Source organism: Bradyrhizobium rifense, assembly GCF_008123425.1.
Classification (GTDB): Bacteria; Pseudomonadota; Alphaproteobacteria; order Rhizobiales; family Xanthobacteraceae; genus Bradyrhizobium; species Bradyrhizobium rifense.
Genome location: NZ_VSSS01000016.1, coordinates 55,844 through 82,264, shown reverse-complemented (window position 1 = coordinate 82,264; position 26,421 = coordinate 55,844). Strand labels below are relative to the sequence as shown.

Annotated in this window: 22 protein-coding genes; 12 read left to right on the top strand and 10 right to left on the bottom strand. The window is 64.3% G+C overall.

Features of this window, described 5'->3' with window-relative positions; all coding sequences use genetic code 11:
- Positions 1-27: 27 nt before the first annotated feature.
- Together ftsH and FXB40_RS09800 are read left to right on the top strand one after the other, a co-directional pair.
- On the top strand, positions 28-1,950 hold the full coding sequence (gene ftsH / locus FXB40_RS09805) for an ATP-dependent zinc metalloprotease FtsH (RefSeq protein WP_148771999.1): 1,923 nt from the start codon (positions 28-30) through the stop codon (positions 1,948-1,950).
- Positions 1,951-1,963: 13 nt separating this feature from the next.
- Positions 1,964-2,386, top strand: coding sequence for a DUF3052 family protein (locus tag FXB40_RS09800; RefSeq protein WP_148771998.1), 423 nt, complete (start codon positions 1,964-1,966; stop codon positions 2,384-2,386).
- Between the two features lie 91 nt (positions 2,387-2,477).
- Here FXB40_RS09800 and FXB40_RS09795 read toward each other — a convergent pair whose 3' ends face one another.
- Positions 2,478-3,335: an alpha/beta fold hydrolase gene (locus tag FXB40_RS09795; RefSeq protein WP_187436757.1), complete on the bottom strand. Its 858-nt coding sequence runs from the start codon at positions 3,333-3,335 to the stop codon at positions 2,478-2,480.
- Positions 3,336-3,447: 112 nt separating this feature from the next.
- A complete protein-coding gene (locus tag FXB40_RS09790) occupies positions 3,448-4,872 on the bottom strand; it encodes an FG-GAP repeat domain-containing protein (RefSeq protein ID WP_148771996.1) in 1,425 nt (474 codons plus the stop codon).
- Positions 4,873-5,479: 607 nt separating this feature from the next.
- Between FXB40_RS09790 and FXB40_RS09785 the strand changes: the two genes are divergently transcribed.
- Entirely contained in the window at positions 5,480-6,637 is a 1,158-nt protein-coding gene (locus FXB40_RS09785; protein WP_246207494.1) for an ABC transporter substrate-binding protein, read from the top strand.
- A gap of 115 nt (positions 6,638-6,752) precedes the next feature.
- Complete coding sequence (locus tag FXB40_RS09780) at positions 6,753-7,019, top strand: hypothetical protein (RefSeq protein WP_148771994.1); 267 nt, start codon at positions 6,753-6,755, stop codon at positions 7,017-7,019.
- 36 nt (positions 7,020-7,055) lie between these two features.
- Here FXB40_RS09780 and FXB40_RS09775 read toward each other — a convergent pair whose 3' ends face one another.
- Both FXB40_RS09775 and FXB40_RS09770 read right to left on the bottom strand, forming a co-directional pair.
- A complete protein-coding gene (locus tag FXB40_RS09775; RefSeq protein ID WP_148771993.1) occupies positions 7,056-8,537 on the bottom strand; it encodes a hypothetical protein in 1,482 nt (493 codons plus the stop codon).
- Entirely contained in the window at positions 8,534-10,024 is a 1,491-nt protein-coding gene (locus tag FXB40_RS09770; RefSeq protein WP_148771992.1) for a hypothetical protein, read from the bottom strand. The genes FXB40_RS09775 and FXB40_RS09770 overlap by 4 nt, the downstream gene beginning before the upstream one ends.
- 322 nt (positions 10,025-10,346) lie before the next feature.
- On the opposite strand from FXB40_RS09770, the gene FXB40_RS09765 reads away from it, so the two are divergent.
- Positions 10,347-10,511: a Flp family type IVb pilin gene (locus tag FXB40_RS09765; protein ID WP_148771991.1), complete on the top strand. Its 165-nt coding sequence runs from the start codon at positions 10,347-10,349 to the stop codon at positions 10,509-10,511.
- 169 nt (positions 10,512-10,680) lie between these two features.
- Entirely contained in the window at positions 10,681-11,913 is a 1,233-nt protein-coding gene (locus FXB40_RS09760; protein ID WP_148771990.1) for a glycosyltransferase family 87 protein, read from the top strand.
- Between the two features lie 33 nt (positions 11,914-11,946).
- On the opposite strand, the gene FXB40_RS09755 is transcribed toward FXB40_RS09760, so the two are convergent.
- Positions 11,947-12,918, bottom strand: coding sequence for an alpha/beta hydrolase family protein (locus tag FXB40_RS09755; protein ID WP_148771989.1), 972 nt, complete (start codon positions 12,916-12,918; stop codon positions 11,947-11,949).
- A gap of 119 nt (positions 12,919-13,037) precedes the next feature.
- Here FXB40_RS09755 and FXB40_RS09750 point away from each other — a divergent pair, with 119 nt between their 5' ends.
- A complete protein-coding gene (locus FXB40_RS09750; RefSeq protein WP_148771988.1) occupies positions 13,038-13,847 on the top strand; it encodes a LytTR family DNA-binding domain-containing protein in 810 nt (269 codons plus the stop codon).
- A 46-nt stretch (positions 13,848-13,893) separates the two neighbouring features.
- Here FXB40_RS09750 and FXB40_RS09745 read toward each other — a convergent pair whose 3' ends face one another.
- Positions 13,894-15,486, bottom strand: coding sequence for a glycosyltransferase 87 family protein (locus FXB40_RS09745; protein WP_187436756.1), 1,593 nt, complete (start codon positions 15,484-15,486; stop codon positions 13,894-13,896).
- Between the two features lie 489 nt (positions 15,487-15,975).
- Here FXB40_RS09745 and FXB40_RS09740 point away from each other — a divergent pair, with 489 nt between their 5' ends.
- Positions 15,976-16,656, top strand: a complete 681-nt coding sequence (locus FXB40_RS09740; protein WP_148771986.1) for a TetR/AcrR family transcriptional regulator — start codon at positions 15,976-15,978, stop codon at positions 16,654-16,656.
- A gap of 151 nt (positions 16,657-16,807) precedes the next feature.
- Here FXB40_RS09740 and pyk read toward each other — a convergent pair whose 3' ends face one another.
- Together pyk and FXB40_RS09730 are read right to left on the bottom strand one after the other, a co-directional pair.
- Positions 16,808-18,244: a pyruvate kinase gene (pyk, locus tag FXB40_RS09735; RefSeq protein WP_148771985.1), complete on the bottom strand. Its 1,437-nt coding sequence runs from the start codon at positions 18,242-18,244 to the stop codon at positions 16,808-16,810.
- Positions 18,241-18,837 (bottom strand): DUF1036 domain-containing protein, encoded by a 597-nt coding sequence (locus FXB40_RS09730; RefSeq protein ID WP_148771984.1) that lies wholly within the window; start codon positions 18,835-18,837, stop codon positions 18,241-18,243. The genes pyk and FXB40_RS09730 overlap by 4 nt, the downstream gene beginning before the upstream one ends.
- A gap of 168 nt (positions 18,838-19,005) precedes the next feature.
- Here FXB40_RS09730 and FXB40_RS09725 point away from each other — a divergent pair, with 168 nt between their 5' ends.
- From FXB40_RS09725 to FXB40_RS09710, 4 genes are all read left to right on the top strand, one after another.
- Positions 19,006-19,311 carry a DUF1244 domain-containing protein gene (locus tag FXB40_RS09725; RefSeq protein WP_148771983.1) on the top strand — a complete coding sequence of 102 codons (306 nt, stop codon included), beginning with the start codon at positions 19,006-19,008 and terminating at the stop codon, positions 19,309-19,311.
- 198 nt (positions 19,312-19,509) lie between these two features.
- The gene (locus tag FXB40_RS09720) at positions 19,510-19,782 is read left to right on the top strand and encodes a DUF2312 domain-containing protein (protein WP_007596286.1); all 273 of its coding nucleotides are present in this window, start codon (positions 19,510-19,512) and stop codon (positions 19,780-19,782) included.
- A 109-nt stretch (positions 19,783-19,891) separates the two neighbouring features.
- On the top strand, positions 19,892-21,658 hold the full coding sequence (locus FXB40_RS09715; protein ID WP_148771982.1) for an adenylate/guanylate cyclase domain-containing protein: 1,767 nt from the start codon (positions 19,892-19,894) through the stop codon (positions 21,656-21,658).
- 25 nt (positions 21,659-21,683) lie between these two features.
- On the top strand, positions 21,684-22,103 hold the full coding sequence (locus FXB40_RS09710; RefSeq protein ID WP_148771981.1) for a DUF1801 domain-containing protein: 420 nt from the start codon (positions 21,684-21,686) through the stop codon (positions 22,101-22,103).
- Positions 22,104-22,118: 15 nt separating this feature from the next.
- On the opposite strand, the gene FXB40_RS09705 is transcribed toward FXB40_RS09710, so the two are convergent.
- The gene (locus FXB40_RS09705; RefSeq protein ID WP_246207485.1) at positions 22,119-23,723 is read right to left on the bottom strand and encodes a peptidoglycan L,D-endopeptidase MepK; all 1,605 of its coding nucleotides are present in this window, start codon (positions 23,721-23,723) and stop codon (positions 22,119-22,121) included.
- Positions 23,724-24,008: 285 nt separating this feature from the next.
- A complete protein-coding gene (locus FXB40_RS09700; RefSeq protein ID WP_148771979.1) occupies positions 24,009-26,228 on the bottom strand; it encodes a L,D-transpeptidase family protein in 2,220 nt (739 codons plus the stop codon).
- Positions 26,229-26,421 lie beyond the last annotated feature (193 nt).

The following is a 26,421-nucleotide window of genomic DNA, read 5'->3' as shown; positions in this document are numbered from 1 at the left end:
GATCCGCGCGACCACGAAGGAAGATCGATGAACGCCAATCTGCGCAATTTCGCCCTCTGGGTCATCATTGTTTTGCTGCTGTTGGCGTTGTTCACGCTCTTCCAGAATCCGGGTCAGCGGGCCTCCTCGCAGGACATCGCATTCTCGCAGCTCTTGAGCGAAGTTGACCAGGGCCGTGTCCGCGACGTCGTGATCCAGGGCCCTGACATCCACGGTACCTTCACCAACGGCTCCAGCTTCCAGACCTATGCGCCGAACGACCCGACGCTGGTGAAGCGCCTGTACGACAGCAAGGTCCAAATCACCGCGAAGCCGCCCGGCGACAACGTGCCGTGGTTCGTCTCGCTGCTGGTCTCCTGGCTCCCGTTCATCGCGCTGATCGGCGTCTGGATCTTCCTGTCGCGGCAGATGCAGGGCGGCGCCGGCAAGGCGATGGGCTTTGGCAAGTCGCGCGCGAAGATGCTGACCGAGGCCCATGGCCGCGTCACCTTCGAGGACGTGGCCGGCGTGGATGAGGCCAAGCAGGACCTGCAGGAGATCGTCGAATTCCTGCGCGACCCCGGCAAATTCCAGCGCCTCGGCGGCCGCATTCCGCGCGGCGTGCTGCTGGTCGGCCCTCCCGGCACCGGTAAGACCCTGATCGCGCGTGCGGTCGCGGGCGAAGCCAACGTGCCCTTCTTCACCATTTCGGGTTCGGACTTCGTCGAAATGTTCGTCGGCGTCGGCGCCAGCCGCGTCCGCGACATGTTCGAGCAGGCCAAGAAGAACGCGCCCTGCATCATCTTCATCGACGAAATCGACGCGGTCGGTCGTCACCGTGGCGCCGGTCTCGGTGGCGGCAATGACGAGCGCGAGCAGACGCTGAACCAGTTGCTGGTCGAGATGGACGGCTTCGAGGCGAACGAGGGCGTGATCCTGATCGCCGCGACCAACCGTCCCGACGTGCTCGATCCGGCGCTGCTGCGTCCGGGCCGCTTCGACCGCCAGGTCGTGGTGCCCAATCCCGACGTTGTCGGCCGCGAGCAGATCCTCAAGGTTCACGTCCGCAAGGTGCCGCTGGCGCCGGATATCAACCTCAAGACCATCGCGCGCGGCACGCCCGGTTTCTCCGGCGCCGACCTGATGAACCTCGTCAACGAAGCCGCCTTGACCGCTGCGCGCCGCAACAAGCGCATGGTGACCCAGGCCGAGTTCGAGGAAGCCAAGGACAAGGTGATGATGGGCGCCGAGCGCAAGTCGCTCGTCATGACCGAGGAAGAGAAGCTGCTGACGGCCTATCACGAGGGCGGCCATGCCATCGTGGGCCTCAACGTCGTCGCGACCGATCCGATCCACAAGGCGACCATCATTCCGCGCGGCCGTGCGCTCGGCATGGTCATGCAGCTGCCTGAGCGCGACAAGCTGTCGATGTCGCTGGAGCAGATGACCTCGCGCCTCGCCATCATGATGGGTGGCCGTGTCGCCGAAGAGCTGATCTTCGGTCGCGAGAAGGTCACCTCGGGTGCGTCGTCCGACATCGAGCAGGCCACGCGGCTTGCGCGCATGATGGTGACGCGCTGGGGCCTGTCCGAGGCGCTCGGCACCGTGTCCTATGGCGAAAACCAGGACGAGGTTTTCCTCGGCATGTCGGTGTCGCGCACCCAGAACGCCTCGGAGGCGACGGTTCAGAAGATCGACACCGAGATCCGGCGTTTCGTCGAAGAGGGCTACAACGAGGCGACCCGCATTCTCACCGAGAAGCGCGCCGATCTCGAAGCGCTGGCCAAGGGCCTGCTCGAGTTCGAAACGCTGTCCGGTGACGAGATCGTCGACCTGCTCAAGGGCAAGAAGCCGAACCGCGAGTCCGTGCTCGAGCCGACCACGCCGCGCGCCTCCGCCGTGCCCCCGGCCGGCAAGTCGCGCCCGCGGCCCGATCCGGATCCCGGCCTGGAGCCGCAGCCGCAGGCGTAGTCGCCGGCGTCCTATGGCCGGCTACTCCGGCAAACCATTAGTGCAAAAGCTCGGCATCAAGCCGGGCTTTTGTATTTTTGTGGACGGTCTTTCCTCCACTGCCTATGACGATTTCGTCGGCAAGCTGCCCGACGATGTGACGATCGCTAAAACCGCGAGGGCGCCGCTCGATATGGTGCATCTCTTCGCAGCCGAGGCCAAAGGCCTCGCCGCAAAACTGCGCGGCTATCGCAAGGCGATCGCGCCGGATGGGATGATCTGGGCATCCTGGCCGAAGAAAGCGTCCGGCGTCGCGACCGACGTCACCGAAGCGCTGGTGCGCGAGACCGCGCTCGCCAACGGCCTCGTCGATATCAAGATCTGCGCCGTCGACGATGTCTGGTCCGGCCTCAAGCTCGTGATCCCCCTCAAGGACCGCGCCAAGCTCGCGAAATAGCATCGCTCTCGTGGGCAAAGGCGCGCTTGCGCCGTGCCCACCATCTCTCAGCAATCACGGCAGAGATGGTGGCACGCTACGCTTTGATGTCTCACCTCGCAGCGGCACCACCACGCCCCAGAAAATGCAGTATGTCGTTTGAAAACTGCTCGGGATCCTGCAGGAACGAGAAGTGGCTGACCTCCGGCTGGATCAACAGGCCGGCCCCCGGAATGTTCGCCGCCATGAACTCGGTGTTCTCGCGCTTAATCGCCTCGTCGTGATCACCATCCACGATCCAGGTCGGGACCTTGATCGCTGCGAGGTCCGAGGTCGACCATTTCGGCTGGCTCTCCCACATCCTGGTGATCTCGGCGACGAAGCTCTTGTATTCCGTCGGGGTCGGCGAGAGGCGCTTGTACTCCTCGCCCGCCCTGGCGATGTAGGCGTTGAAGACGTCGCTTGTTGCAATGTCGGCAACACCTGATGGATCGGAGTTCGCCGCGAATGCGAATAGCTTGCTCACCCGCTGAGGGTGCTTCATGGCGATGTCGAGGCCGATAATCGCGCCGTCGCTCCAGCCTACGATCGCCGCCTTCTTGATCTTGAGATGGTCGAGCACACCGATGACGTCCAAGGCCATCAAATCGTAGCCATACGGTTCCTGGTTGCGACTGCTGCGCCCATGCCCGCGGCTCTCCATGACGATGACCTGATAGTGCCGTTGCAGCGCACGGACCTGGTGCCCCCAATAGTTGGCGTTGGCGAGGCCGCCATGCAGCAACAGGACGGGCTCACCCCGGCCGAATAGTGCGTACCAGACCTTGATGCCGTTGACGGGCGCGAAGCCGCTCTGTGCCGCCTTGGGCAAGGTGGGCGTCGGCGGCAGGCTCAGCCATGGCGGCGCCGCACGCGCCGCGCTGATCGAGACCGCAACGAGAGATGCGATGAAGAGATTGCGAAGCAGCATGACACGCTTTCCTGTTCGACCACGGGACATTGGCCGCCGCTTCGCTCGCCGCTGAGATGCGCGGCGTCACCGCGACCGAGGTCAGGCTCGGCCGGATCCGCTCCGCCCCCGACTAGACGACGATGTGCCAGTTCGGCGGCAAATATCCCAGCGTGTGGGTGCTGGTCGTCACGTTGTCGTTCATGTCCCAGGTCGCAACCACGCCGGCATCGTTGCGCAGCAGAATATCGGTCTTGTGGTCGCCGTTGTAGTCGCCGGTATCGATGATATGCCAGTTGCTGGGCAGCTGTCCTACCGTCTTGCTGGCGAGCATGGTGCTGTTGTTGAGGTCCCAGATCGCGACCACGCCGGCATCATTCTCCCAGAGGATATCGGTATAGTTGTCGCCGTTGAAATCGCCTGTGCCCATGATGTGCCAGTTGGCCGGCACGATGCCCAGGTCGTGGGTGTTCTGCGTGGTGGCGTCGTCCATGTCCCATGTGACGATCGATCCGGTATCGTTGCGCCACAGAATGTCGGTGTGACCGTCCGAGTTGAAGTCGGCAGTGGCCGCGACGTGCCAGTTGAGCGGTACGACGCCAAATGAATTGCTGCTCACAAACGCCCCGTCATGCAGGTCCCAGGTCGCAAGAACGCCGGCGTCGTTGCGCAACAGGATGTCGGCGTTGCGATCGCCGTTGAAGTCGCCGGTGCCGACAATGTGCCAGTTCGACGGAAGCGCGCCGACGGTATGCGTGCTGAGCGTGGTGGTGTCGTTCATATCCCAGGTCACGACTGTGCCGTTGTCGTTCAACCACAGCAAATCGGTTTTGCCATCGCCGTTGAAGTCGGCGTTGCCATAAATGTGCCAGCTGGCCGGCACGGCCCCGAACGAATTGCTTCGCACCAGCGTCCCGTCGTTCATGTCCCAGCTGGAGACGACGCCGGCGTCGTTTCGCAACAGGATGTCGGACTTGGTGTCGCCGCTGAAATCGTTTGCCGTCGCCAGGTCGACATTCGAGACGGAGACTTTGTAGGTGCCGGTGGATTGATCGTTATAGGCGGCGGCCTCGACATAGTAGGTTCCGCTGGTGCCCGGTGTGAAGACAAGTTGGGAGTCGGTATAGCCGGTAGCCGTATTGACGTCGTCGTTGGAGCCGACCGTGTTTCCGGCGCTGTCGTGCAACACTTCGAGCGGGTCCGGGAGAGTGCCCTGGCCGAAGAGTTCGCCCTGCTCGCGGATCACGTAGTGATGGCCCGCGGCGAGAGAGACCTGGAACCAGTCGCGGTCGCCGTCGGTATTTATCGTCCCGCTGCTGGATCCATTCACCGCGATCGAGCCGAAGGGATGCGTCGTGTCGGTCAGCGTGTTGCGATAGTCGTCCGGGACGCTTGGAGTCCAGCCCAGGACGTCCAGCACGCTGAGATCGGTTGCCGAGAGAACATCGACGTGGCCGGCTATGCCGAAGCCGAACGAATCGTCCCCGATGTTCCAGTCGCCGGGGTCCTGATGATCGAAGCTGCCGGTGGTGGCCGAGTTGTGGAACTGGGTCAGCAAGTGCGTTCCATCGACCGAAAAATAGGTTGGGAGTCCATCTCGCCCGTCGGTGTAGTTGGCCGGCACCGGCCGGAATGACCGGGCTGACGACTTGATCGAACCACGCACTTTCGATGAAACTATCTGACTGGTCGTCCAGGAATCTGAACGCGCTAGCTGAATGTTTCATAGTCGGACCACCTCCGGGCGATGCGCGGCCGTCGCCGCTGTCTCGTATCTCGCGGACCAGGAGGATATGCTCGGAAGCTGACCGCCCCTACAGGCGCGCTGACCGCCCTTGCGGGCGCATCATTCTGGGATTCTGATTCTATTTGTCTCGATCGTCCGCCCCTTGCGGTCGTCAAGCTGCCGTCATGGTTGCGGCAGGTTCTAAGTACGCCCCATCCCGAAAATATCTGCCTTGAAATTGGAGATAGCTAGACCGCTTCTAAACTGCCGTTCCCGCCGCACTCCGTCAATGGAAATGTATGGAAAAATATCGCTAATTCGGTGAATGGCCGGCAATGGTTGCGAGGCAGAGACCCATCTCACGGGAAATCGGCAGGCATAAAAAAACGGGAGGAATTTCATGCATCTAATCGCAAAGATCGCCGCGCTAACATTCCTCATGCTGCCTGCCGCTTCGCTTGCCGCCGAGATGCGCGGCGTCACCGCGACGGAAATCCAGATCGGCCAGACCATGCCCTATAGCGGGCCGGTGTCCGCCTTCGGTGCGCTCGGCAAGGGCGAGGTCGGCTATTTCAAGATGCTCAACGACAAGGGCGGCATCAACGGCCGCAAGGTCAAGCTGATCTCGCTCGACGATAGCTACGCGCCGCCGAAATCGGTCGAGCAGACCCGCAGGCTGGTGGAAAGTGACGAGGTCGCGCTGATCTTCTCCTCGATCGGCACCGCGCATAACACCGCGATCGCAAGATATCTCCAGAGCAAGAACGTGCCGCAGCTCTTCATCGGCTCCGGCGCCTCGAAATTCGCCGACATCACGCAATATCCGCAGGCGACGATGGGCGTGCAGGCGCCGTTCCGCTACGAGGCGCGGCTCTATGCGCGCTATGCGCTGGCGAAGAACCCGAACGCGAAGTTCGCCGTGATCTCGCAGAACGACGATTACGGCCGCGACTATCTCGCCGGCTTCAAGGACGTGCTCGGCGAGAAATACGATTCCGTCGTCACCAATGCGACCTACGAGATCCAGGACCCGACCATCGATTCCCAGATCGTGAAATTGAAGGCCTCGGGCGCCGACGTTTTCGTGATCGCAGCGACGCCGAAATTCGCGGCGCAGGCGATCCGCAAATCTTTCGAGATCGGCTGGCGTCCGATGACGTTCCTGTCGAATGTCGCGGTCTGGATATCGACCGTGATGGAGCCCGCAGGCGTGGAGGCCGGCACCGGCATTCTCTCCACCGCCTACGTGAAGGACCCCGACGATCCCGCCTGGAAGGACGATCCCGCCGTCAAGGCCTGGCACGAGTTCATGACGAAATATGTGCCGGAGGCCGACCAGCACGACACCAATTACGTCAACTCCTACAACAGCGCGATGGCGCTGGAGGCGGTGCTGAAGGCCTGCGGCGACGATCTGTCGACCGAGAACATCCTGAAGCAGGCGTTTTCGATCCACGATCTCGAACTGCCGATGCTGCTGCCCGGCATCAAGATCAACACCAGCCCGAGCGACCATGTCCCGGTCGACCAGATGCAGTTCATGCGCTTCAACGGCAAGACCTGGGAACGCTTCGGCGAGTTGCAGACGGGGAATTGAGGCGACCTGCGCGCTTTCTTGTAGCCCGGATGGAGCGCAGCGAAATCCGGGATCTATCTGCGCGGCGACAAGGTCCCGGATTACGCTGCGCTCCATCCGGGCTACTGGAGCATCAATGGCCCCCTTGAAGAGAGGCCCGCCAGATCACGAACAGGGCATCGCGGCGGGGCCAAAATGCCTCTTGTTGGCCACGATTTCGAGGGTACATTCGCCCCATCTGGGCGATGGCAGGGCAGTTGCAATGACGGCTCAGTCCCACAAGACCGCAGAAGAAGAGTACGAGGAGCAAGTCCGCATCCTCATCCGGATCGTTTCAGCCTCCACTTTGGGGCTTCTCGCTTTCGCTGCGGGCCTGCTGATCGGGACCTTTCTGTTTTCGTGATCGAAGATGAATGACGGCTCTCCCGGAGCTGCGTCCTCATTTCGATGTCGTAGCGGCCGCGCCTTCGGCATTGTCGCGCACATGGACCACCGCGATGCCGTCGCCGTAGATCCGCTTCCAGCCCTTGATATGATCCAGCATCTGCGCCGCCGGTGAATCCGGCGTCAGCAGCGTTGCGTCGATCCTGTTGTCGTCGAGCATGCGCAGCAGTCCCGGGACGTCGCGGCCGTCTTCGGCGGCAAAATAGTCCATCAGGAATTTTTCGCCGTAGAGCTCCGACCGGCCGTCGACGAAGGGCCTGATGTCGCGGACGATGAGGTAGCCGCCAAAGCCGTAGGAGTTGAAGATGCGCGCCGCCTTGCGCTCGGTCAGCACATCTACCGCCGCGACCGGCGCCTGTGCCGTCGAGAATTCGAAGGCATGACGGCCTACAAAGGTCGCCGTCGCGCTTGCGGTCGCGAGCACGATCGCCACCGCGGCCAGCGCCGCCGGAGCACCAGGAGCCATTCTCAAGCTGCGCGGGGCATCAGACACGGTCCTGAACCAGCCGCTCAGCGGCTGCGCCAGCACCAGAGGAACGAGCACGCCGAAGGTCTCGATGCTGCGGACATGCGCCAGCGCCATCCAGGTGGTGCCGAGGATCAGCAGCACGCGCGGTGGCGACAGCGTGAGCCCACGCGTCAGCGCGAGACCGAGCAGCCCGAGCAGCGCGCCTGCGAACGGGCTGAACGAGCTGAAATCGGCCGGACGCCATTCGGCAATGACCGAGAAGGACTTTCCGAGACTGAGGATGCGCGCTGCACCGAGCAGCGTGTCCAGGCCATAGGGTGTGCAGCAACTCGCCGCCAGCGCGCCGAGCCCGAACGCAGCCCAGCGCATCGCAAGCGCCAACCGGCGCGGCGGCGCGGCGCGCCAGAGCGCTTCGAGACCGATCGCGCCAATCAGAGCGAGGCCCAGTACGAAGCCGCCGTGAAGATTGGCCCACAGCACCATCAGCGGCAGCAGCCGGAAGGAGGGCGCGCGGCCGCGATCAGCCGCGGCCATCAAGCCGCCGGCCCAAGCGACCATGACCGGCAACGCCAGCACATGTGGGCGGGCCAGCAGATGCGGCGCGGCCAGCGTCATCGCCAGCAGGCAGAACACCAGCGCATAGGGCAGGTCGAGATGCCGTTGCAGGAAGGCCAGCAGCAATCCCATCGCCAGCGCGATCGCGGCCGCGGTCAGCACGACGGGCCCGGCCCATCCCCAATGCGAATAGGCGGTCGCGAACAGGACCTGCGACAGCCATGAGGTCGATAGCCAGACATCACCCTGGTGGGTCAACGAATAGAAGTCGGTCCAGGGCACTGCGCGATGATCGCGGATCCACTCGCCGACCTTGATCTGCCAGAGCGTGTCGGGATCGTGCAGCAGGCTGTCGCCGCTCACCAACAGCAGCAGAAAGATCGCGGCCGCGATGCATAGCGGCGCCAGATTGCGCTGGGCGCGCGCGATCGGAACACTGGCCGCGATGGTCATGGCTTGGCCGGCACGGCCGCATCGGGCGCGCCATCGCGCACATGGATCACGGCGATGTTGTCGGCATAGAGCCGCTTCCAGCCCTTGATATGATCGAGCACCTGGGCGGCCGGGGTGTCGGCGCCCATCAGCGTGGCGTCGATCTTGTACTCTTCCAGCAGCCGCGTCAGGTTATCGAGCTTTTTGACCTCGACCCCCTTGAAGAAGTCCATCACGAACTTCTCGCCATAGAGCTCGGCGCGGCCGTCCACGAACACCGGGATATCGCGCGAGATCAGATAGCCGCCGAACTGGTAGCCGTTGAAGATGCGTTGCGCCTTGCGTTGCTGGAGCAGGTCGACGGCGGCGACCGGCGTCTGGTCCATCGTGAAGGTGAAGCGATGATGCGACATGTAGATCGAGGTCGTGGTCCAGGCCGCGGCCGCGATCATCAGCGCGCCGGTGATGGTGACGTAGTGCGCTGCCCAGCTCTCGCCGGCTTGCTCAGTATCTTGCGGCAGCGGCGATGTCTCGCCGAGCGGCTTGGCCAGCACCAGCGGCACCAGGAAGGCAAAGGCCTCGATGCTCCTGACATGGGTGAGCCCCATCCAGGTGAAGAGCAGGATCAGCAGAATGCGCGGCGGCGACAGCGTCAGGCCGCGAAACAGGCCGATCGCGATGAGGCCGAGGATCGCGCCTTCGAACGCGGAGAACGAGGCGAAATTCGCCGGCATCCATTCCGAGATGACCGACAGCAGTTCGCCGAGATTGAGGATGTTGGTCGCTCCCAGCAGCGTGCGCCAGCCATAGGGCGTGACGCAGGCAGCGGCCATGGCGGCGACGCCGAACAGGAACCAGCGCGCGAGCAGCCGGATCTGCTTGCCGGAATCCAACGTCCAGATTGCCTCGATCGCCATCGGGCCGATCAGCGCGAGGCCGAGCACGAAGCCGCCGTGAAGGTTCGCCCACAGCGACATCAGCGGCAGCCAGACCCAGGACGGTGTGACCTTGCGGTCGGCCGCATTCATGAGGATGCCGACCCATGCGATCATCACCGGCAGCGCCAGCATGTGCGGCCGCGCCAGGATGTGGTGCAGCGACAGCAGCACGGCCAGCATCGCGAACAGCACCGCGCGCGGAATTTCGAGATGCGCCTCGAGCAGGTAGACGAAGATCGCAGCGGACGCGGCGATCGCAAGCGCGGTGAGGACCACCGGCCCAGCCCAGTCCCATTGCGCATAGGAGATGGCGAACAGGATCTGCGACAGCCAGGACGTCGAGATCCAGGGCTCGCCGGAGCGCGTGAAGGAATAGAAGTCGGTATAGGGCAGGGCGTGGTGATCGAGGATCCACTGCCCGATCTTGATCTGCCAGAACGAGTCGGAGTCCTGAAGCAGGGTGTCGCCGATATAGAGGAAGAAGAGATAGGCGCCCGTGCCGACACACAGCGGCACCAGCGCTCGCGCGCGGCTCTGCACCGTGATGCTGTTGGTGAAGGATAGGGACATGCCGCCTCGTCTTGTTCTTGTCGGATTGCCCGAGCGGGCGGCATTTGACCATGGCGGTCATAACTTCCCGTAAATCGGTGGAATTAGAGCGTGATGAACTGCGCTCCAACGGAGACCGCGCCGGTGTATGTCCCGCAATTTAACCGATCGTTTTAGATTTCGGTTTACCATCGGCCAATACATACAAACGGTTCCGTATTTCCGCAGTCGAATTAACTGCGGCGCAAGTCTTTGCCCTTACGTTGGGTTCCATGGTCGGGCGGCGCTGGGAAGCCGAAAAGACCAGACCAGTTGAAGCCACGTGTATCCTTTGGAGCAGTCTATGAAGAACCTCGTTTCGCGTTTCGTGAAGGACGAATCCGGCGCCACCGCCATCGAATACGGCCTGATCGCCGCCGGCATCGCGCTGGCGATCATCACCGTCGTCAACCAGCTCGGCACCACGCTGAATGCCAAGTTCGGTTCGATCTCGTCCAGCCTCAAGTAAGCTGCACGATCTACGGAATAGCGAAGAGCCCCGTCATCGACGGGGCTCTTTTGCTTTGCCGGCAGCATCGGCGCCGGGCATTCGACAATCCGGCTTAAGCCTCCTTCAAGTCCCTTGGGTGTAGGGCTTGAACGCATCTGCGTCACCGTGTTGCGTCAAAGGAAGCCGTATGGCCGAAGCTTCGTCCGCCCCGCCTGCTGTTGCCCGTCACGGCGCACTCCCTGCGACGCTCCTTAACATCTCCTTCGTGCTGGCGATCGTCACGCTGGCGTATTTTCCGACGGCCTATCTCACGCATGCGTGGATCTATGGCGCGGACGGACGCGGCATCCCGACGGACTTCGTCAATGTCTGGGCGGCCGGAAAACTGGCACTCGACGGCCATCCCGCACAGGCCTGGGATTGGGACATCCAGAAGCAGGTCGAGCTTGCGCTGCTCAAGCAGGATTTTGTCGGCCATTTCGCCTGGCACTATCCGCCGCCCTTCCTGTTCGTCGCCTCTCTCCTCGCGCAGTTTCCCTATGCCGTGGCTTTCATCGGCTGGGCCGCGTTCAGCATCGTGCCTTATCTCGCCGTGATGCGCGCGATCATCGGGCGCAACGCGGGCCTGGTGCTTGCGATTGGATTTCCTGCCACCTTCATCAACATCCTGGTCGGGCAGAACGGTTTTCTCACCGCCTCCCTGATCGGCGGCATGCTTTATCTGCTGCCGACGCGGCCCGTGCTGGCTGGAATCTGCCTGGGCCTTCTGAGCTACAAACCCCAATATGGATTGCTGTTTCCGCTGGTGCTGATCGCCGCCGCCGAGTGGACGGTGCTTTTCACCGCCGCTGTCGTCACGGTGACGATTGCAGGCGTGTCCTGGCTCGCATTCGGGACCGAAAGCTGGCAGGCCTTCTTCCACTGGATTCCGATGTTCTCGCAGGCCTTCCTGACCGAAGGAAGGGCGCCCTGGTTCAAGATGCAGAGCATCTTCGCGTTGGTGCGCTATGTCGGCGGCACCGAGCAGCTTGGATGGATCTTCCAGTGGGTGTTGACGGCAGCGGTCGCCGTCGTGCTGGTCGCGATGTGGCGGAGCAGGCTGCCTTACGCGTTGAAGGCGGCGATGCTCGCGGCGGCAACGCTGCTCACGACGCCCTATCTCTTCATGTACGATCTGGTTGTGCTGGGCATTGCGGTGGCCTTTCTAATCCGCGCCGGGCTCGATGAAGGTTTTGCCCGCCATGAGGTGATGGCCCTGGCTCTCGTCTTCGCGCTGCTTGCGACCTTCCTGTTTCTCGGGCAGCCGGTGGGCTTCCCGGCGATCCTCATCGTGTACGGGCTGATCCTTGGCCGCTGCGCAGCCTGGCGGGCTGCCGAGGCTGCATCATCGCTGCAGCTCGCGGCAACCCGAACGAACTGAGAAGCTCGGGCAAGCTCCGATCGGCGTGACCTGCTACGGCAGCGTCCGCTTGAAGAAGGCGACGATGTCGTGATCGAAGCGCTCATGAAACGCAGCGCGGTCGAAACCCGGTTTGCTTGTGCAGATTGCCGGCGCGCGGGTTGCCAGGTCCGCAGGGCACGGCTTCAAGAAGTCGTAGTGCCCGGCGTTAACCACGACGTGCGTCTCGGGCAGCGTCGGCAAAGCGAGCCGAACGGCTTCCGCATAATAGGGGTGTGGCAGCACTTGATCATCCTCGGCCCGCCAGAGCTGGACCGGCTGGACGACCGCCGCCAGACCCTTGGTCCCGAACGCAAAACCGAGAGCGGGCGCGGCGGAGACCACCGCCTTGATGCGCGGATCGTGGGTCCAGACGATAGCGGTATCCGGCAGCAACGGGTGCTCTCCCATGATCTGACAGTCTTCGAAGGCGGGATGCGCCTTGCAGTGCGACGGAAGGGTCTGAAGGTCCGGCTCGCCGCCGGCGGCCGCCAGCACCGTGAAGCCGCCTGCCGAGAAGCCGAACGCGCCAACGCGATTGGCATCGAGGCGCCCGTGGTCGCTCCATGCGCCCAGCATGTAATCCGTGAGCAGCTTCAATTGCCGTGGCCGTTCCCAGATTGCGGTCGGACGGCTTTGGTCGCGCCAGCTATCGCCATTGTGCGTCAGAGCGGCGACGACGAACCCTGCATTGGCCAGGGCCGTGGCTGTGTCGAGGTGCCCGGCATAGGAGCCTCCGTGACCGTGCGATATGACCACCAGCGGCAGACCGGTGCCCTCAACCGGCGCGTTGCGGGCGACCATCTGTTGACCGGTCTCGGCCGCCTCCAGCTTCGGGGTCACCGTGGTCGGATACCAGACGCCCACCTCGATAGGTGGGCCTTGCGGATCGTCGATGCTGAAATGCTGGAACCCGACCGCGGCGTCGGCCTGACCGGCGGTGACTGCGATGAGTACGGCGAAAATGGAGGCAATCGTGGTGCGCATGGGAACCTCTGGCGAGTGGGACGCCAAGGATCCAGCAAACGGCACAGGCCTGCGCCAGCAATTGTTCGCCAACGGGCGAATGGGTTCGCCGGCGGGCAAACCGCCATTATAATGGCCTTATGAGTGACACGCGCCGTAGTGACTTTCTGCGGGATTGGGCCGTCGACCTCGCGATCGCGAGCGTCTGCGCAATCTTTTTCGGCCTGATCGGACCGTTTGGGAGCTATCTGAATGGACCGATTTGGCAGCGCGTGGCGTTTCAACTCGCCTGCTTCTTGCCAGGAATCCTCATTTTCGGATCGCTTGTCCGGGTGGTGCTGCGGTTCCGCCTGAACCCAGCGATGACCTGGATGTCGATCGTCCTCGGTGTCGTCATCCTGAACGCGCCATTCCAGATCTGGGTCGTGTCGATCGCGGTATCGATATGGCCTTTCCTGAAAATCCTGCGACCACTCGATTGGTACTTGCAGGGGCTGATTACCGCCTTGCCGATTGTGCTGGGTTTCACCCTTTTTACGCAGGCCCGGTTACATCGCCGGCAACAGGCCAGGGAAGCCGGCGAAGCGCCGCCAACCGCTTTCGGGCTACTCGGTGCGCCACCGTCCGCGGTGCTTTGCCTGCAGATGGAGGACCACTATGTGCGCGTCCATACCGCCGGCAACTCTCGCCTTGTGCTGGCAACGCTCAACCAGGCGATGATGGCGCTCGAAAATGCCGATGGCCTGCAGGTCCATCGCTCCTGGTGGGTGGCGAGGAAGGCGGTCGTGCGGGCCGTTACCGAGGGCCGCAATCTGCGACTGCAACTCGCCAACGGAATCACGGCCCCCGTCGCCCGGTCAGCCGTCGCCATCGTGCGGGAGGCGGGCTGGTTGACGAACGAGAACCCGACGGGGGGCCGCAGCACCGAAACAGAAATATTGTCCACATGACGGTGTGGCCAACGGCACGTTGAGCATCGTCCGCGGATCAAGTCCGCTAACGCGAGCCCCGCTCAATGAGCGGGCAGCTTTCGAGGATTGTGCCGGGGCGGGCGCCCTCGATGGCGACACAGGGCCTGGCGGGATCGATGGCAAGCGCGTAGCGATCCAGCAGCGCGCTGCGGTCCGGTTCGCCGCGCATGTGCAATTCGCGGAGACCGCCGGGCAGGGGCGCCTTCAATCCGGCGCGGATGCGCTGGTCGAAGATGCCGCCGGGGACGATAGGCACACCGATATCGGCGAGCAGGTAGAAGCGCGACTGTGGCGGAAGCTGCGGCGCGATATAGGCGAGCGGCTTGCCGAGGATGAAGTAGGTCGCGGGCTGACCGAGCTCATCGGCGATCTTCGGCCGGTAGGCTTCGGACCAGGGACGGTGCCACCAGTCCGCCGGCTGCGACCACAATGCGATCGCGGCTGCAACCGTCAACATCAGCGCATTCAGCGGAACGGGCGACGTCGTGGGGAATGTCGGCCCCGCGCTCGCAGCGAGGCGCGCGAGCAGCAGAACGATGATCGGGCCGCACAACAATTCCAGAATGACCGCATAGCGCTGGATCGAGAACAGGCCCATCCACGCCAGATAGGAGACTGCAAACAGCACCACCAGCTGCACGTCACGTCGTGTGAGGATCGCGCTGTTGCGCGTCATGCGCGCAAGCAGGCCGAGCACGAGCAGAACCGTCACCACCGCGAAGCGTGCGTCGCGGAACGGATGCTCGGCACCTCTGTGATCGCCCACCACCCAGTAGAAGGGGTAGGCCAGTGCGTCGAGCACGCCGTGGGGCATGAACTGCGCATCCATCAGATTGATGGCCGCCACCTCGCCTGACTGGAACACGGCATTGAACAGCGGGAAGATCGGATTGCCGGTGTCGCGCCAGGCGATCAGACACCATTCGCCGCCGGTGAGCGCCGCGCCGACAATCCCGCCAAGTCCGAGCAGGACACTCGCGCGAAGCGGACGCGCGGCGGCGAGCACTGCCGCGGCTGCGCCTATTGCGTAGACGACATTGGTCAGCTTCAGCCCGACCGCGGCGCCGATCAGGAGTCCGGCCAGCAGATAGCGGACTGTCGGCCGGCGATCCCCAACCAGGATCAGAAGGAAACCGCCGATCACGGGCAGTGCCAGCAGCACGTCGGAAAAGCTCGTGCCCACTTCCGAAAGCGTCATCGGGCCCGAGGCGGCGATGGCGACCGCCGCCGCGATCGCAGCGAAGGTCGCGGCTTGTCCCAGGACCAGGCGTGCAAACAGGCAAATCAGCGCGAGGTTGAGGCCGTGAACGGCGCCGATGATCATCAGCCCATACGGCGACGGCAGGAAGTGGCGGAGGTAATAGACGGGAAAATAGACGATCGGATTGAAGTAGGTCTGAAAGCCCGGTGGGATCGCATCGACGCCATAGCGGCCATTGAGCACGGCCCAGACATTGTATTCGTGGTAGTTCTGCCAATCCCAGTTGACGTCCTCGCCCATCGCGAAGGTGTAGAGCGCGCCTGCCAGCATCGAGCAGACGACAATGGCGATGGGTGCAAGCGTTTTCCCGCGCAGGTTCGTCGTCCATGATCGCCGCAGGCCTCCGGCCGCAGGCATGGACTCTCGCAAGTCAGTGGCGGTTGTCGCGCGCTGCAGCATCAAGGCGCCATGTGCGCAGGTCGCAGTCCTTTTTCGGAAACGCGGCGCGACGCAGAAAGGACGCTTGTGAGCTGCATGGCCAAATTCCGATTGACGCAAGTAGGACTATGGCCGGCCAGTTAAGGTTGCATGAATCGGTGCGGGAACTTTGCCGTTTTGCGCGTAAAAGGTCGCGCTCGGTCGAGCCGTCGCACGGCCATCCGGCAGACGCAGCGGGGTGCCGCCGCCGTCGCCCGAAGCTGTCCGGATTCGGGTACGCCGAAGCTGGCTGTCCGCGCAGCCAGAGCGGGTGCAACGATGCGAAGCGCGAAAACCGGCATCACGCATTTGCTTCTTGTCATCCCCCCTGAATAGTTGTTCAGTCCTTGCGGGGCGATTTGCATCTATTGCAGTGACGAAGCGTTCGGCCGCGGGCGTGCGGCAAGCGTGTGGGACAGGAAGCGCGCCATGGTTTATCGGCGAACGCATCAAGTGGTTAAGCGCCTTGCGGCTCGGCGCAGCGCCATCCTGGCGGCGGCAAGGGAAGCCGCAGCCGAAGGCGGCATGGCGGCGGTGCAGATCGCACCGGTCGCGGTCCGCGCCAGTGTGGCGGCCGGCACCGTCTATCGCTACTTCCCCTCCAAGGCCGAGCTGATCTCCGAATTGATCTCCGAGGTCTCCCGCGACGAGCTCGCGGCGATCCGGCGCGCGGCCGATGCCGCGCCTGGCCCGTCCTCCGCGCTGGCGGCGGCCGTGACCACGGTGGCCGTCCATACGCTGTCGCAGCGCCGGCTGGCCTGGGGCATTTTGGCCGAGCCTGTCGATGTCGATGTCAGTGCCTCACGGCTTGCCAGCCGCCGCGAGATTGCCGGCGAGATCGCCGCCCGGATCGATGCAGCCGTGCGCGCTGGCCATCTGCCGGCGCAGGACACCGCCTTGGCCGCGACCGCGCTGCTGGGTGCGCTGCACGAAGCGCTGGTCGGCCCGCTAGCGCCCGACAATCTCGAAGATCCCGTGAAGATGCGCGATGCGGTGCAGACCGTGACACTGCTTGCGCTGCGTGCCGTCGGCGTCATGGACGCCCGCGCCCGTGGTCTGGTGGTGCAGCAGACGCTGCTGCCGACGACCAAGGCGCTGGTCGGGGCCTGAAAAAGCCGGTGCGATAGGAGCCTCGAGCTGATCGCGCTCAGGCCGTTGCTGGAGCACGCCTTTTCGCAAAACCCGCGCAAAGCAGCCGGACCGGCCGGCTACTGTGCATGGGGTTGTTTTCGCGGTTTTTGGTGGCGGCCTGCCTGCCGCCTCACAAATTCGCGTCGCCCTCGGGGCCGACGGAGGCGATGCGCACCATGTTGGTGGTGCCGGGAATGCCGAGCGGCACGCCGGCGACGATGATCACGCGCTGGCCGGCACGGACGAAACCGTCGCGGAAGGCGATCTGGCCGGCGCGGCTCACCATGTCGTCCTGGTCGCGCGCATCCTCCGCCACCACGCAATGCACGCCCCACACCACGGCGAGCCGGCGGCCGGCCTGAATGTTTGGCGTGATCGCCACGATCGGCGGCTTCGGCCGCTCGCGCGCCACGCGCACGGCGGTCGAGCCCGAGCTGGTCCAGCAGATCAGGGCGGGCAGGTCGAGCGTCTCGGCGATCTGCCGCGCGGCGTCGGCGATGGCGTCGCCCGCGGTGGCTTCCGGTGCGGGGCGCTGGGCCGTCAACACGGAGCGGTAGATCGGGTCGCGCTCCACTTCCTCGCCGATGCGGTTCATGGTCGAGACCGCCTCGACCGGGAATTTGCCCGCCGCCGATTCCGCCGACAGCATGATCGCGTCGGCGCCCTCATAGACGGCGGTGGCGACGTCGGAGACTTCGGCGCGGGTCGGCACCGGCGACTGGATCATCGATTCCAGCATCTGGGTTGCGACCACCACCGGCTTGCCGGCGCGGCGCGCCATGCGCGTCATTTGCTTCTGCAGGCTCGGCACCCGCTCCAGCGGCAGCTCGACGCCGAGGTCGCCGCGCGCCACCATCAGCGCGTCGGAAGCCTCGATGATGTCGGCGAGGCGGTCGATCGCCTGCGGCTTCTCAATCTTGGCCATGACCGCGGCGCGGCCGCGGATCATCTTCTTCGCTTCGAGCACGTCGTCGGCACGCTGCACGAAGGATAGCGCGATCCAGTCGACACCGGTGACAAGCGCAGCCTCGAGGTCGGCGCGGTCCTTCGGCGTCATCGCCGAGACCGGCAGGTCGGTATCCGGAAGGCTGACGCCCTTGCGGTCGGACATCTTGCCGCCGACCACGACGCGGGTCACCGCGTGCTCTTTCGTGGTCTCCTCCGCGATCAGCCGCACCTTGCCGTCATCGAGCAGCAGCGCATGGCCGGGCCTGAGCGCAGCTAGAATTTCCGGATGAGGAAGATTGACGCGCGTGGCGTCGCCCGGGGTCTTGTCGGAATCAAGCGTGAAGGTCTGGCCGTTCTGGAGCTGGACTGAGCCTTCCGCGAACGCGCCAAGCCGGAGCTTCGGGCCCTGAAGGTCGACCAGGATGCCGATCGGGCGGCCGTAACTCGACTCGACATTGCGGATGGTCGCCACCAGCTCCCGCATCTTGTCATGCGGGGTGTGGCTCATATTGATGCGGAACACGTCGGCGCCGGCCTCGAACAGGCGGCGGATCATCGCGAGATCCGAAGAGGCAGGTCCAAGGGTCGCGAGAATCTTGATACGGCGAAGACGCCTCATGGCTTATTTCCAGACGGTGGCGAGGGGGCTGGCGGAAGGCCAGGCGCGGCGGGGGGCGTACCACCGGGCGGGCTATTGGGCAAACCCGGAACGCCGCCACCGGGGCCGACAGGGCCGGGCATGCCGGGGACACGTTGCTGGGCGGGCTGCTCGTTGGCATCGGTGAGCTGCACCGTCCAGGCGCGCTGCTCGCCGGTATCGACCTCGAAATAGCCGGTCCGGTCATAGCCGCGCGCCAGGCAGTCCTCGGTGCCGCGGATGGTGAATTCCTTGTCGCGCGAGCACATGAAGGCCTGCCCCGACCATTCGCCGCCGCGGTCATAGTCGATCGCGTAGATGTAATAGTAACGGGCGACCAGCGTTCCCCGCAGCAGGGTCTCGCAGGAGCGGGACGAGATGTTCCACCAGCCCTCGGTGGTCCAGCCGTCGGCGTCCTTGTAGCCAAGCGCGATGCCGACCCGGCTCGAGGTGTTGTTGCAAAGCCGGAAATCGGCCGAGGCGGGGCTGGCCCAGATGCACAGCAGGCCAACCACCAGCACCGGGACCAACCGGGCGAGCAGGCGAAGGGGGAAGCGGGGAGATTCGGCGATCATTGTCGCGGAAGCTATATCAGATCATTGACGATTTGGCGTAGGGGCGGGCGGAACCGGCCCAGGGTCACCTAAGAGCGCCGTTTGCACCGCGATATGGCAAAATCTGTGACAGGACCCCACCTGATCCCGTAAGGGTGACGACATCGGGGCCAGCCAAGGGATCCAGCTATGGCGATCGACGACAAAACCAGAACGGAGCTCGAGGCGGCCGCTTTCCGGCGCCTGGTCGATCATTTGAAGACGCGGACCGACGTCCAGAACATCGATCTGATGAATCTGGCCGGCTTCTGCCGCAACTGCCTGTCCAACTGGCTCAAGGACGCCGCCGACGCGCAAGGTGTGAGCTTGAGCAAGGACGAGAGCCGCGAGGCCGTCTACGGCATGCCCTACGAGACCTGGAAGGCGAAGCACCAGGGCACGGCCAGCCCTGAGCAGCTCGAGGCGATGAAGAAGGTCCATCCCCACAGCCACTGAGGGACTGTCCGGGGCGCGCGGCTTGAGTCGCACCACACAACAGCTTTCTTCGCTCACCTGCAGGAAGGTGTGGGCGCGCTGTGGACGAGCGCGATGCTTGCTTGAACGCAATCGGCACCAACCCTAAGGGTCTTGCCAGCACGCGCGGTGAGGATGCCGGCGTCACCTCGTTTTGCCAGTTCCATTGGGAGTACCAAGATGGCCACCTCCGCCGCCGTCCGCGACGACGAGCCTGCGACGAAATTTGCCAAGGACCAGCTCAAATCCATCATCGAGCGCATCGAGCGGCTGGAGGAAGAGAAGAAGGCGATCTCCGACGACATCCGCGACGTCTTCGCCGAAGCCAAGGGCAACGGCTACGACGTCAAGGCGCTGCGCACCATCGTGCGCATGCGCAAGCAGGACCCGAACGAGCGCGCCGAGGCCGAGACCATTCTCGAGACCTACATGCAGGCGCTGGGGATGATCTGAGGCGATGAGGCCGCAGCGTCACCGGTAGGAGTACCTCGTCCCGCCGCAGCGCACCCAGCTTGGGCAAAATCTGCTTGTCTGCTAGAGTGCCCGGTGAAGGGACCGAGCAATGGATGTGCCTGGACCTGAGCGCAGGCTCGCAGCGGTCCTCGCGGCTGACATGGTCGGCTTTAGTCGGCTCATGGAGGCCGATGAGGCTGGCACGCTCGCGCGCCTCAAGACCCACCGGATCGAGCTGATCGATCCGGCCATTGCCAAAAATCACGGCCGCATCATCAAGACGACGGGCGACGGCATGCTCGTGGAATTCCATAGCGTCGTCGACGCCGTGCTGTGCGCTGCTGAAATTCAGAGCCGGATGGGGCGACGCAACGCCGACGTTCCGCCGCCGCGATGGATGCAATTCCGCATCGGCATCAATCTGGGCGACGTCATCGTCGACCAGAACGATATTTTCGGCGACGGCGTCAACGTCGCGGCGCGGCTGGAGGCACTGGCGGAGCCTGGAGGCATCTGCATCTCGAGCGCGGTGCGCGACCAGCTCGGCGAGCGGCTTGATGGCGTTGCATTCGAGGATATCGGCGAGCAGAACGTCAAGAACATCGTCCGTCCGATCCGGGTCTACCGGATACGACTGGAGGAGAGCCCGGCAACCGCATCAGACGGCACGAAGGGCACTGCGAGGGCGACCGGCAAGTCGAAGAAGCCGTCCATCGCCGTGCTGCCCTTCGCCAACATGAGCGGCGATCCGGAGCAGGAGTTCTTCGCGGATGGCCTGACCGAAGACATCATCACCGAGCTTTCACGTTTCCACGACCTGTTGGTGATCTCCCGCAACTCGACCTTTGTGTACAAGGGCAAGGCGGTCAAGGTGCAGGACGTCGGCCGCGAATTCGGCGTCGATTATGTCATCGAGGGCAGTGTGCGAAAGGCCGGAGATCGCGTCCGCGTCACCGTGCAGCTGATCGATGCGGAAACCGACCGGCACATTTGGGCCGAACGCTACGACGGCGAGCTCAAGGACATCTTCGCCATCCAGGACGAGATGACCCGGGCGATCGCCGCCACGTTGCCCGGCCGCGTCGAGGCGGCCACGCACGATCGGGCGAACCGCAAGCCCACGGACAACATGGCGGCTTATGAATGCGTGCTGGCCGCAAAGGTCTTGCACCATCGCTCCAATCGCGAAGACAATGCGCGGGCGCAACTTCTGCTCGATCGGGCGCTCGAGCTGGATGCAAACTATGCTCACGCACACGCGTGGAAGGCGTGCGTCCTGGGCCAGACCTGGGTCTATAGCTGGTGCGCGGATCGCGACGCCACGTTCCAGCAGGTGGCTTCTGAGCTGGAGACCGCGCTGGCCCTCGATGACAATGATAGCGACGTCCACCGTATTCTCGCGGCGCTCAATCTGAACCGCGACGACCATGACAAGGCCACCTACCATCAGGAGCGGGCGCTCGCGCTCAATCCGAACTATGATCTCGTCGTGGTGCAGCAGGGCGAACTGCTGACCTGGCTGGGGAGGCCGGAGGAGGGCATCGACTGGATCAGGAAGGCGATGCGGCTGAACCCGTATCACCCGGAACGCTTCTGGAGCCATCTCGGGCGCGCCTATTATTGTGCCGAGAAATACGCCGAAGCCGCCGAGGCCTTTTCACGGGTCACACGACCCGATCACACCCATCACGCCTTCCTCGCCGCGATCTTTGCGCAGATGGGCAACGCGATTGCGGCCGGCGCTCACGCGGCCGAGGTTCTCAAGCGCGAGCCGTCATTTTCAGTGGCCAATCATCTCTCCACCCAGCATTATAAGCGCGGCCTGGACCGTCAGCGCTACGAGGCGGGCCTTCTAGGGGCAGGCCTGCCGGTCTGATCGTCGATCCATCCAGGAGGAATCCGTGAGCGAGCCCCCGTTGCCGCGCGAGGTGAGCCGAGTCTTCGAGGCTTTTCCGCCGACGGTCCGCCGGCGCCTTCTCGACGTGCGCAAGCTCATCTTTGCGACGGCCAAGGCGCATGACGACGTCGGTCCGCTGACCGAGGCGCTGAAATGGGGCGAGCCTGCCTATCTCACCGAGGAGACCGGAAGCGGCAGCACCATCCGGCTCGGGCGCGTGAAAGACTCAGAGCATCCTGCGATTCTGTTCAACTGCAAGACCACGTTGATCGACACGTTCCGCGAGCGCTTTCCGGATCAATTCGAGTATCGGCAGACGCGGGCGCTGTTGCTGCCATTGTCCGGCGCACTGCCGAAGCAGGAGCTCACGGTCTGCCTGTCGCTGGCGTTGACGTATCATCTCGATCGGCGGCGCAGGAAATAGCGAAGGCTATCAGCCTTAGCGCAGTGCGGCGGTGCGCACGACGAACGACGTCGTCTCGAGCTTGGCGGTGGCGCTGCCCGAGAAACTGTCGCAGGACAGGCCCTGCATGGGATCGTCGGTGAAGCCCATTGCGATCACGGCCTGCGGCTTCACGAAATAGCCGCGCAACGCGACCGTATCGAGCTCGCCCATCAGCGTCACCGACATCGCGCGGCTGGCGCTCGGCGACAGCATCACGATCTTGAGCCAGATGCTCTCGCCCTTGGCGGCGGAGAGCCGGGTCGCGGTGGCGATCATGCCGTCGGTGCTCTTGCTGACGACCGTGTTGATCTCGGTGGCCGGCGCGGCGTTGCGGGCCGCGGACACCGGGCGCACGCCGCGCGGGATCGGCGCAGAGGCGGCGACGACGTTGGCGCGGTCGACCGGGGAGGCGGCCGGCGCGTAAGCCAGTGCCTGAAGGGTTGCGTTGGAGACGCTCGCGGTCGGCTGCGGGTCGGTGGCGGCGGCAAGCGCCTGGCGCGCCCTCAGGGCTGCGACCTGGGCGGGCGTCGCCTGCTGCGGCGTAGCGGGCGCATCCCAGAAGCCGCGGGCATTGATGATGTCGGCCGGGGTCTCGGGCTTGCCGTCAGACGATTTGCCGGCAGCCGGCTTGTCAGCCACGGGGGCGAGCTTCGACTTTGGCGGCACAACCAGCTGGGCGTCGGCCGAAGCGAGCTGGATCGCGGCGGCGACTGACGGCTTGGCGCGGGGCGTCGGGACCGGATCGGCCGGCTTGGCGGTTGCGACCACGGTGGGTGCCGCCGGCTTCTCGGCCGCGCCCTCGTCGTCCTCGTCGCTGCTGGCGGCGGGAGCCGACTTGCCCTTGAAAAGTGCAGCGAAGAAGCCCGGCTTGCTGGCGCCGTCGTCGCCGCTGCTGCGCCGTTCGATCTCAGCCTTGGCGAGCTCATAGCCCTTCATCGGCGTGCCGTCTGTCGGCAGATGCACGGTCTTTCCGTCCGGGAAGACGCGGGCGAGCTGGTCATGCGTCATGCGCGGCCAGTGCCGGATGCTGCCGGTGTCGAGATGCACGAAGGGCGAGCCGGAGGTCGGGTAGAAGCCGACGCCGCCGCGCTGCAGGCGCAGGCCGGCGAAACGGATCTGCTCCAGCGGAACGTTCGGGATGTAGAAGTCCATCGCATGGCCGAGCATGTGCTGGCTGAAGCGCGCCACGCCCGAGGAGCGGCGGCGGAGCATGGCGTTGGTGGCGGGGGAGCGATAGGAGGAGATGATCTGGATCGGCTGCTTGCCGTCGACGTCGCGATAGACTTCCCAGAGGATATCGAAGAGGTGACGGTCCATGACCGTCTCGTCCTGGGTGCGCCAGTCGCGCAGGAAGTGGTTGAGCGTCTTCAGCGCGGCTTCGTCGTAGCGGCCATCGCGCTTGAAGGTGACGGTGAGGTCTTCGCCGGAATGGGTGTGGTGGAAGGAGAGCGTCTTGGTCTCGTTCAGCGCAGCGGCGTTATGAACCGAACCGGCAGCCGCAAGCAGCACCAGCGAGGCGAGGCCGATCCGAGATCCGACCTTCACGCCCGCATGGGACAACGACACCGCAGCAAATTGGCGTGCGAAACCAGCCAGCACGTATGAGCCCACCCAGTCGACGAGCGTTCAAAATGGACTCTCCCGCCAACCCCGTTAGCGCGCGAAAGAGGATGAACGCTTTGTTAAAGCGAGAAGGTTAATTCGAGGTTGACCTTCCCGCCCCCCAAACCAAGTCAGAATACAAACCTAACCGGCTGAGTGTGGCGAAAAAACGCCCGCTGCTCGAACTCGGGTGGCGAATGGTTAACGTTAAACGACCCCATCCATGGGACAGGGTCGCTGATTTTATTGAAGAATTTCAAGAAATGAGGCGCCGGACCAAGCTTAGCGGGTAAACACCCGCTGCGGCTTGCGGCCGACCGGGGCCGGCGGCTGGGCTGGGGCGCCACCACCAAACAGCCGCTCGAAGAAGTTCGGACCCGACGAGCCGAAGCCGCCGCCATTGTTGGCCACCGCCACGCCGGCCGGCAGCGTCGTCGCCGGGCGCGAATAGCTCGGCTGCGAGTGGGCCACGATGTTCTCGAGGTCCTTGCCGCGGCCGTTCTTCAGGATGTTGATCATGGTCGTGTCGCGGCCATAGACGTCCTTGCGGAATTGCAGCTTGCCGCCGTCGTCCACGAAGGCAGTCTGGTAGGTGATGTTGACCGGGATCGGGGTCGGGAATTTCAGGTCGATTTCACCCGAGCCGTACATGCTGCGCACGCGCTCCGGTGTGTACTTCTCGCCCGGCATGGTGATGTTCAGCAGCACGGAGGCGTACTGATCCGGATATTGAACGCGCATGCAGCCGTGGCTGAAGGCGCGCTCGTCCCGCGCGAACAAATTCTTGTCCGGCGTGTCGTGCTGATAGACCAGGAATTTGTTCGGGAAGTTGAAGCGGATGCGGCCGAGCGCGTTGGCTTCGCCGGGCGGCTGCGAGATGTGCACCGAGCCGTCGCGGTTCTGCTCGAGCTTCAGGCCCATGCGCTGAAGCACGGTCGGGTCCTGCTGCAGCGCCGGCAGATATTCGCCATAGACGATCGACGGCGGCACGTTCCAGGTCGGGTTGACCGTGATGTACTTCATCGTCTCGGTCAGCAGCGGCGTGGCATGCTGGCCCGGCTTGCCGGTGACGACGCGGGTGGTCCAGACCTGCTGGCCGCGCTGCATCACCTTCAGCGTGTAGTCGGGAATGTTGAGGATGACATAGGCGTCGCCCAGCGAGGGCACGCCGAGGTCGCGCGGCAGCCAGCGCCAGCGCTCCATGTTCACCAGCACGGTGTCGATCTGCCTGTCGCGCTTCGGGCTGTTCAGCGCCTTCACGGTCGGCGCGTCGAGCACGCCGGTCGCCTTGATCTCGGCGCCGTCCTGGAATTTGCGCACGGCTTCGGCGACCGCGGCGTCGTAATGATCGTCGCTGGCGTTCTCGGTGATACCGAGCTTGGCGCGGAGCTGCGGCACGCGCGGATCCTGCGCCACGACTTCCGCCTGCTTCTTGCCCTTGGCGGGCGTGTACTTCAGTGCCGGGCCTTCGGTGATCTCGATCACCGGGCCGTCGCCTTGGCCGCGCAGCTGCGCGAGCTTCGCCTTCAGCTCCTTGTAGAGCTTCTGCGGCGGGTTGTAGCTGTCGAGCGCGGCGGAGGCGTCAGCGGCGGTCGAAACCTTGGTCAGCACCTCGTTCGGATCGGTCGGATGCTCGGGATAGAGGATGTCGGCGCTGACCTGGGACCAGTGCATGCGACCGCTCTGCGCCTGGCGCGCGTAGTCGAACATGCTGGCGGTGAGCTTGAGCTCGGCGTCCGCGAGCGCGTCGGGCGTCGTGGCCGCGGCGAAATCCGGCACCGGATAGTCGGCGGGATTGAGACCATCGGAGGCTGCATCCTTCAGCCGCGCGATCACGCCCTTGGCCGCAGCGTTGAGGCTGCCGCCCTGGGTCCAGACCGGCGCGAAGTCACGGGCGCCGTAGAATTTCTCGACGGCGGCGCGCTCGTTCTTGCGGTCGAAATAGCGCGAGGTCTTGGCGCCCAAAGCGTCCTTCAGCTTGTCGGCGACGGGCTGGTCGGCGGCGGGGACATTGCTCGCGGCCTTCACGGGTTCGGCGGCTGGGGTCGCTGCTGCCGCGGCGGGGGCGACGGGAGCCGCTGCCGGCGCTGCTGCAGTGTCGGCCTTTGCTGGTTCGGTCTTCGTGGGCTCGGCCTGCGCGGGTTCGGTCTTGGCCGTCTCGCTCTTCGGGGCATCGGCTGCGGGCGTGGTGACGACGTCGGAGGGCTTGGTCTCGACTTTGTCGGGGGCAGGAGCTGCCTCGGCCTTCACGGGCTCTTTGGCAGCTTCCTTCGGGGCGTCCTGGACGGTGGCGGTGGTGTCGAGCTTGATGTCGGATGCGGTCGGGGGCGGGACGTTTGCAGGCTCGGGGCGCGGGATCGCGGCTTCGATCGCGAGCTCGGCGGCACTGCTGCGCGCCTGATCCTGTGCCAGCGCCGAGCCGGCCGATACCGTGAAGAAGGTCGCCGCGACCGTCATCAGGACACGGTCAAAGCCTGCACGGTGGTTCAAACAGTCACGCATTGTGTCGCACCCCTCGGGTGAACTGTCCCCCGTGGAACAGCTTTCGTTATCGCCTAATTGAGTTTCGGCTAAACCGCGCCGGCCTCTCGAAAGTTGCACGCCTGCACGCAACGATTCATACGCAGACGATATACAGGCCCCGGTTTTGCGGCCAGCGCTACCCGGGACAACTCACGACAAACTGACTTCAAGA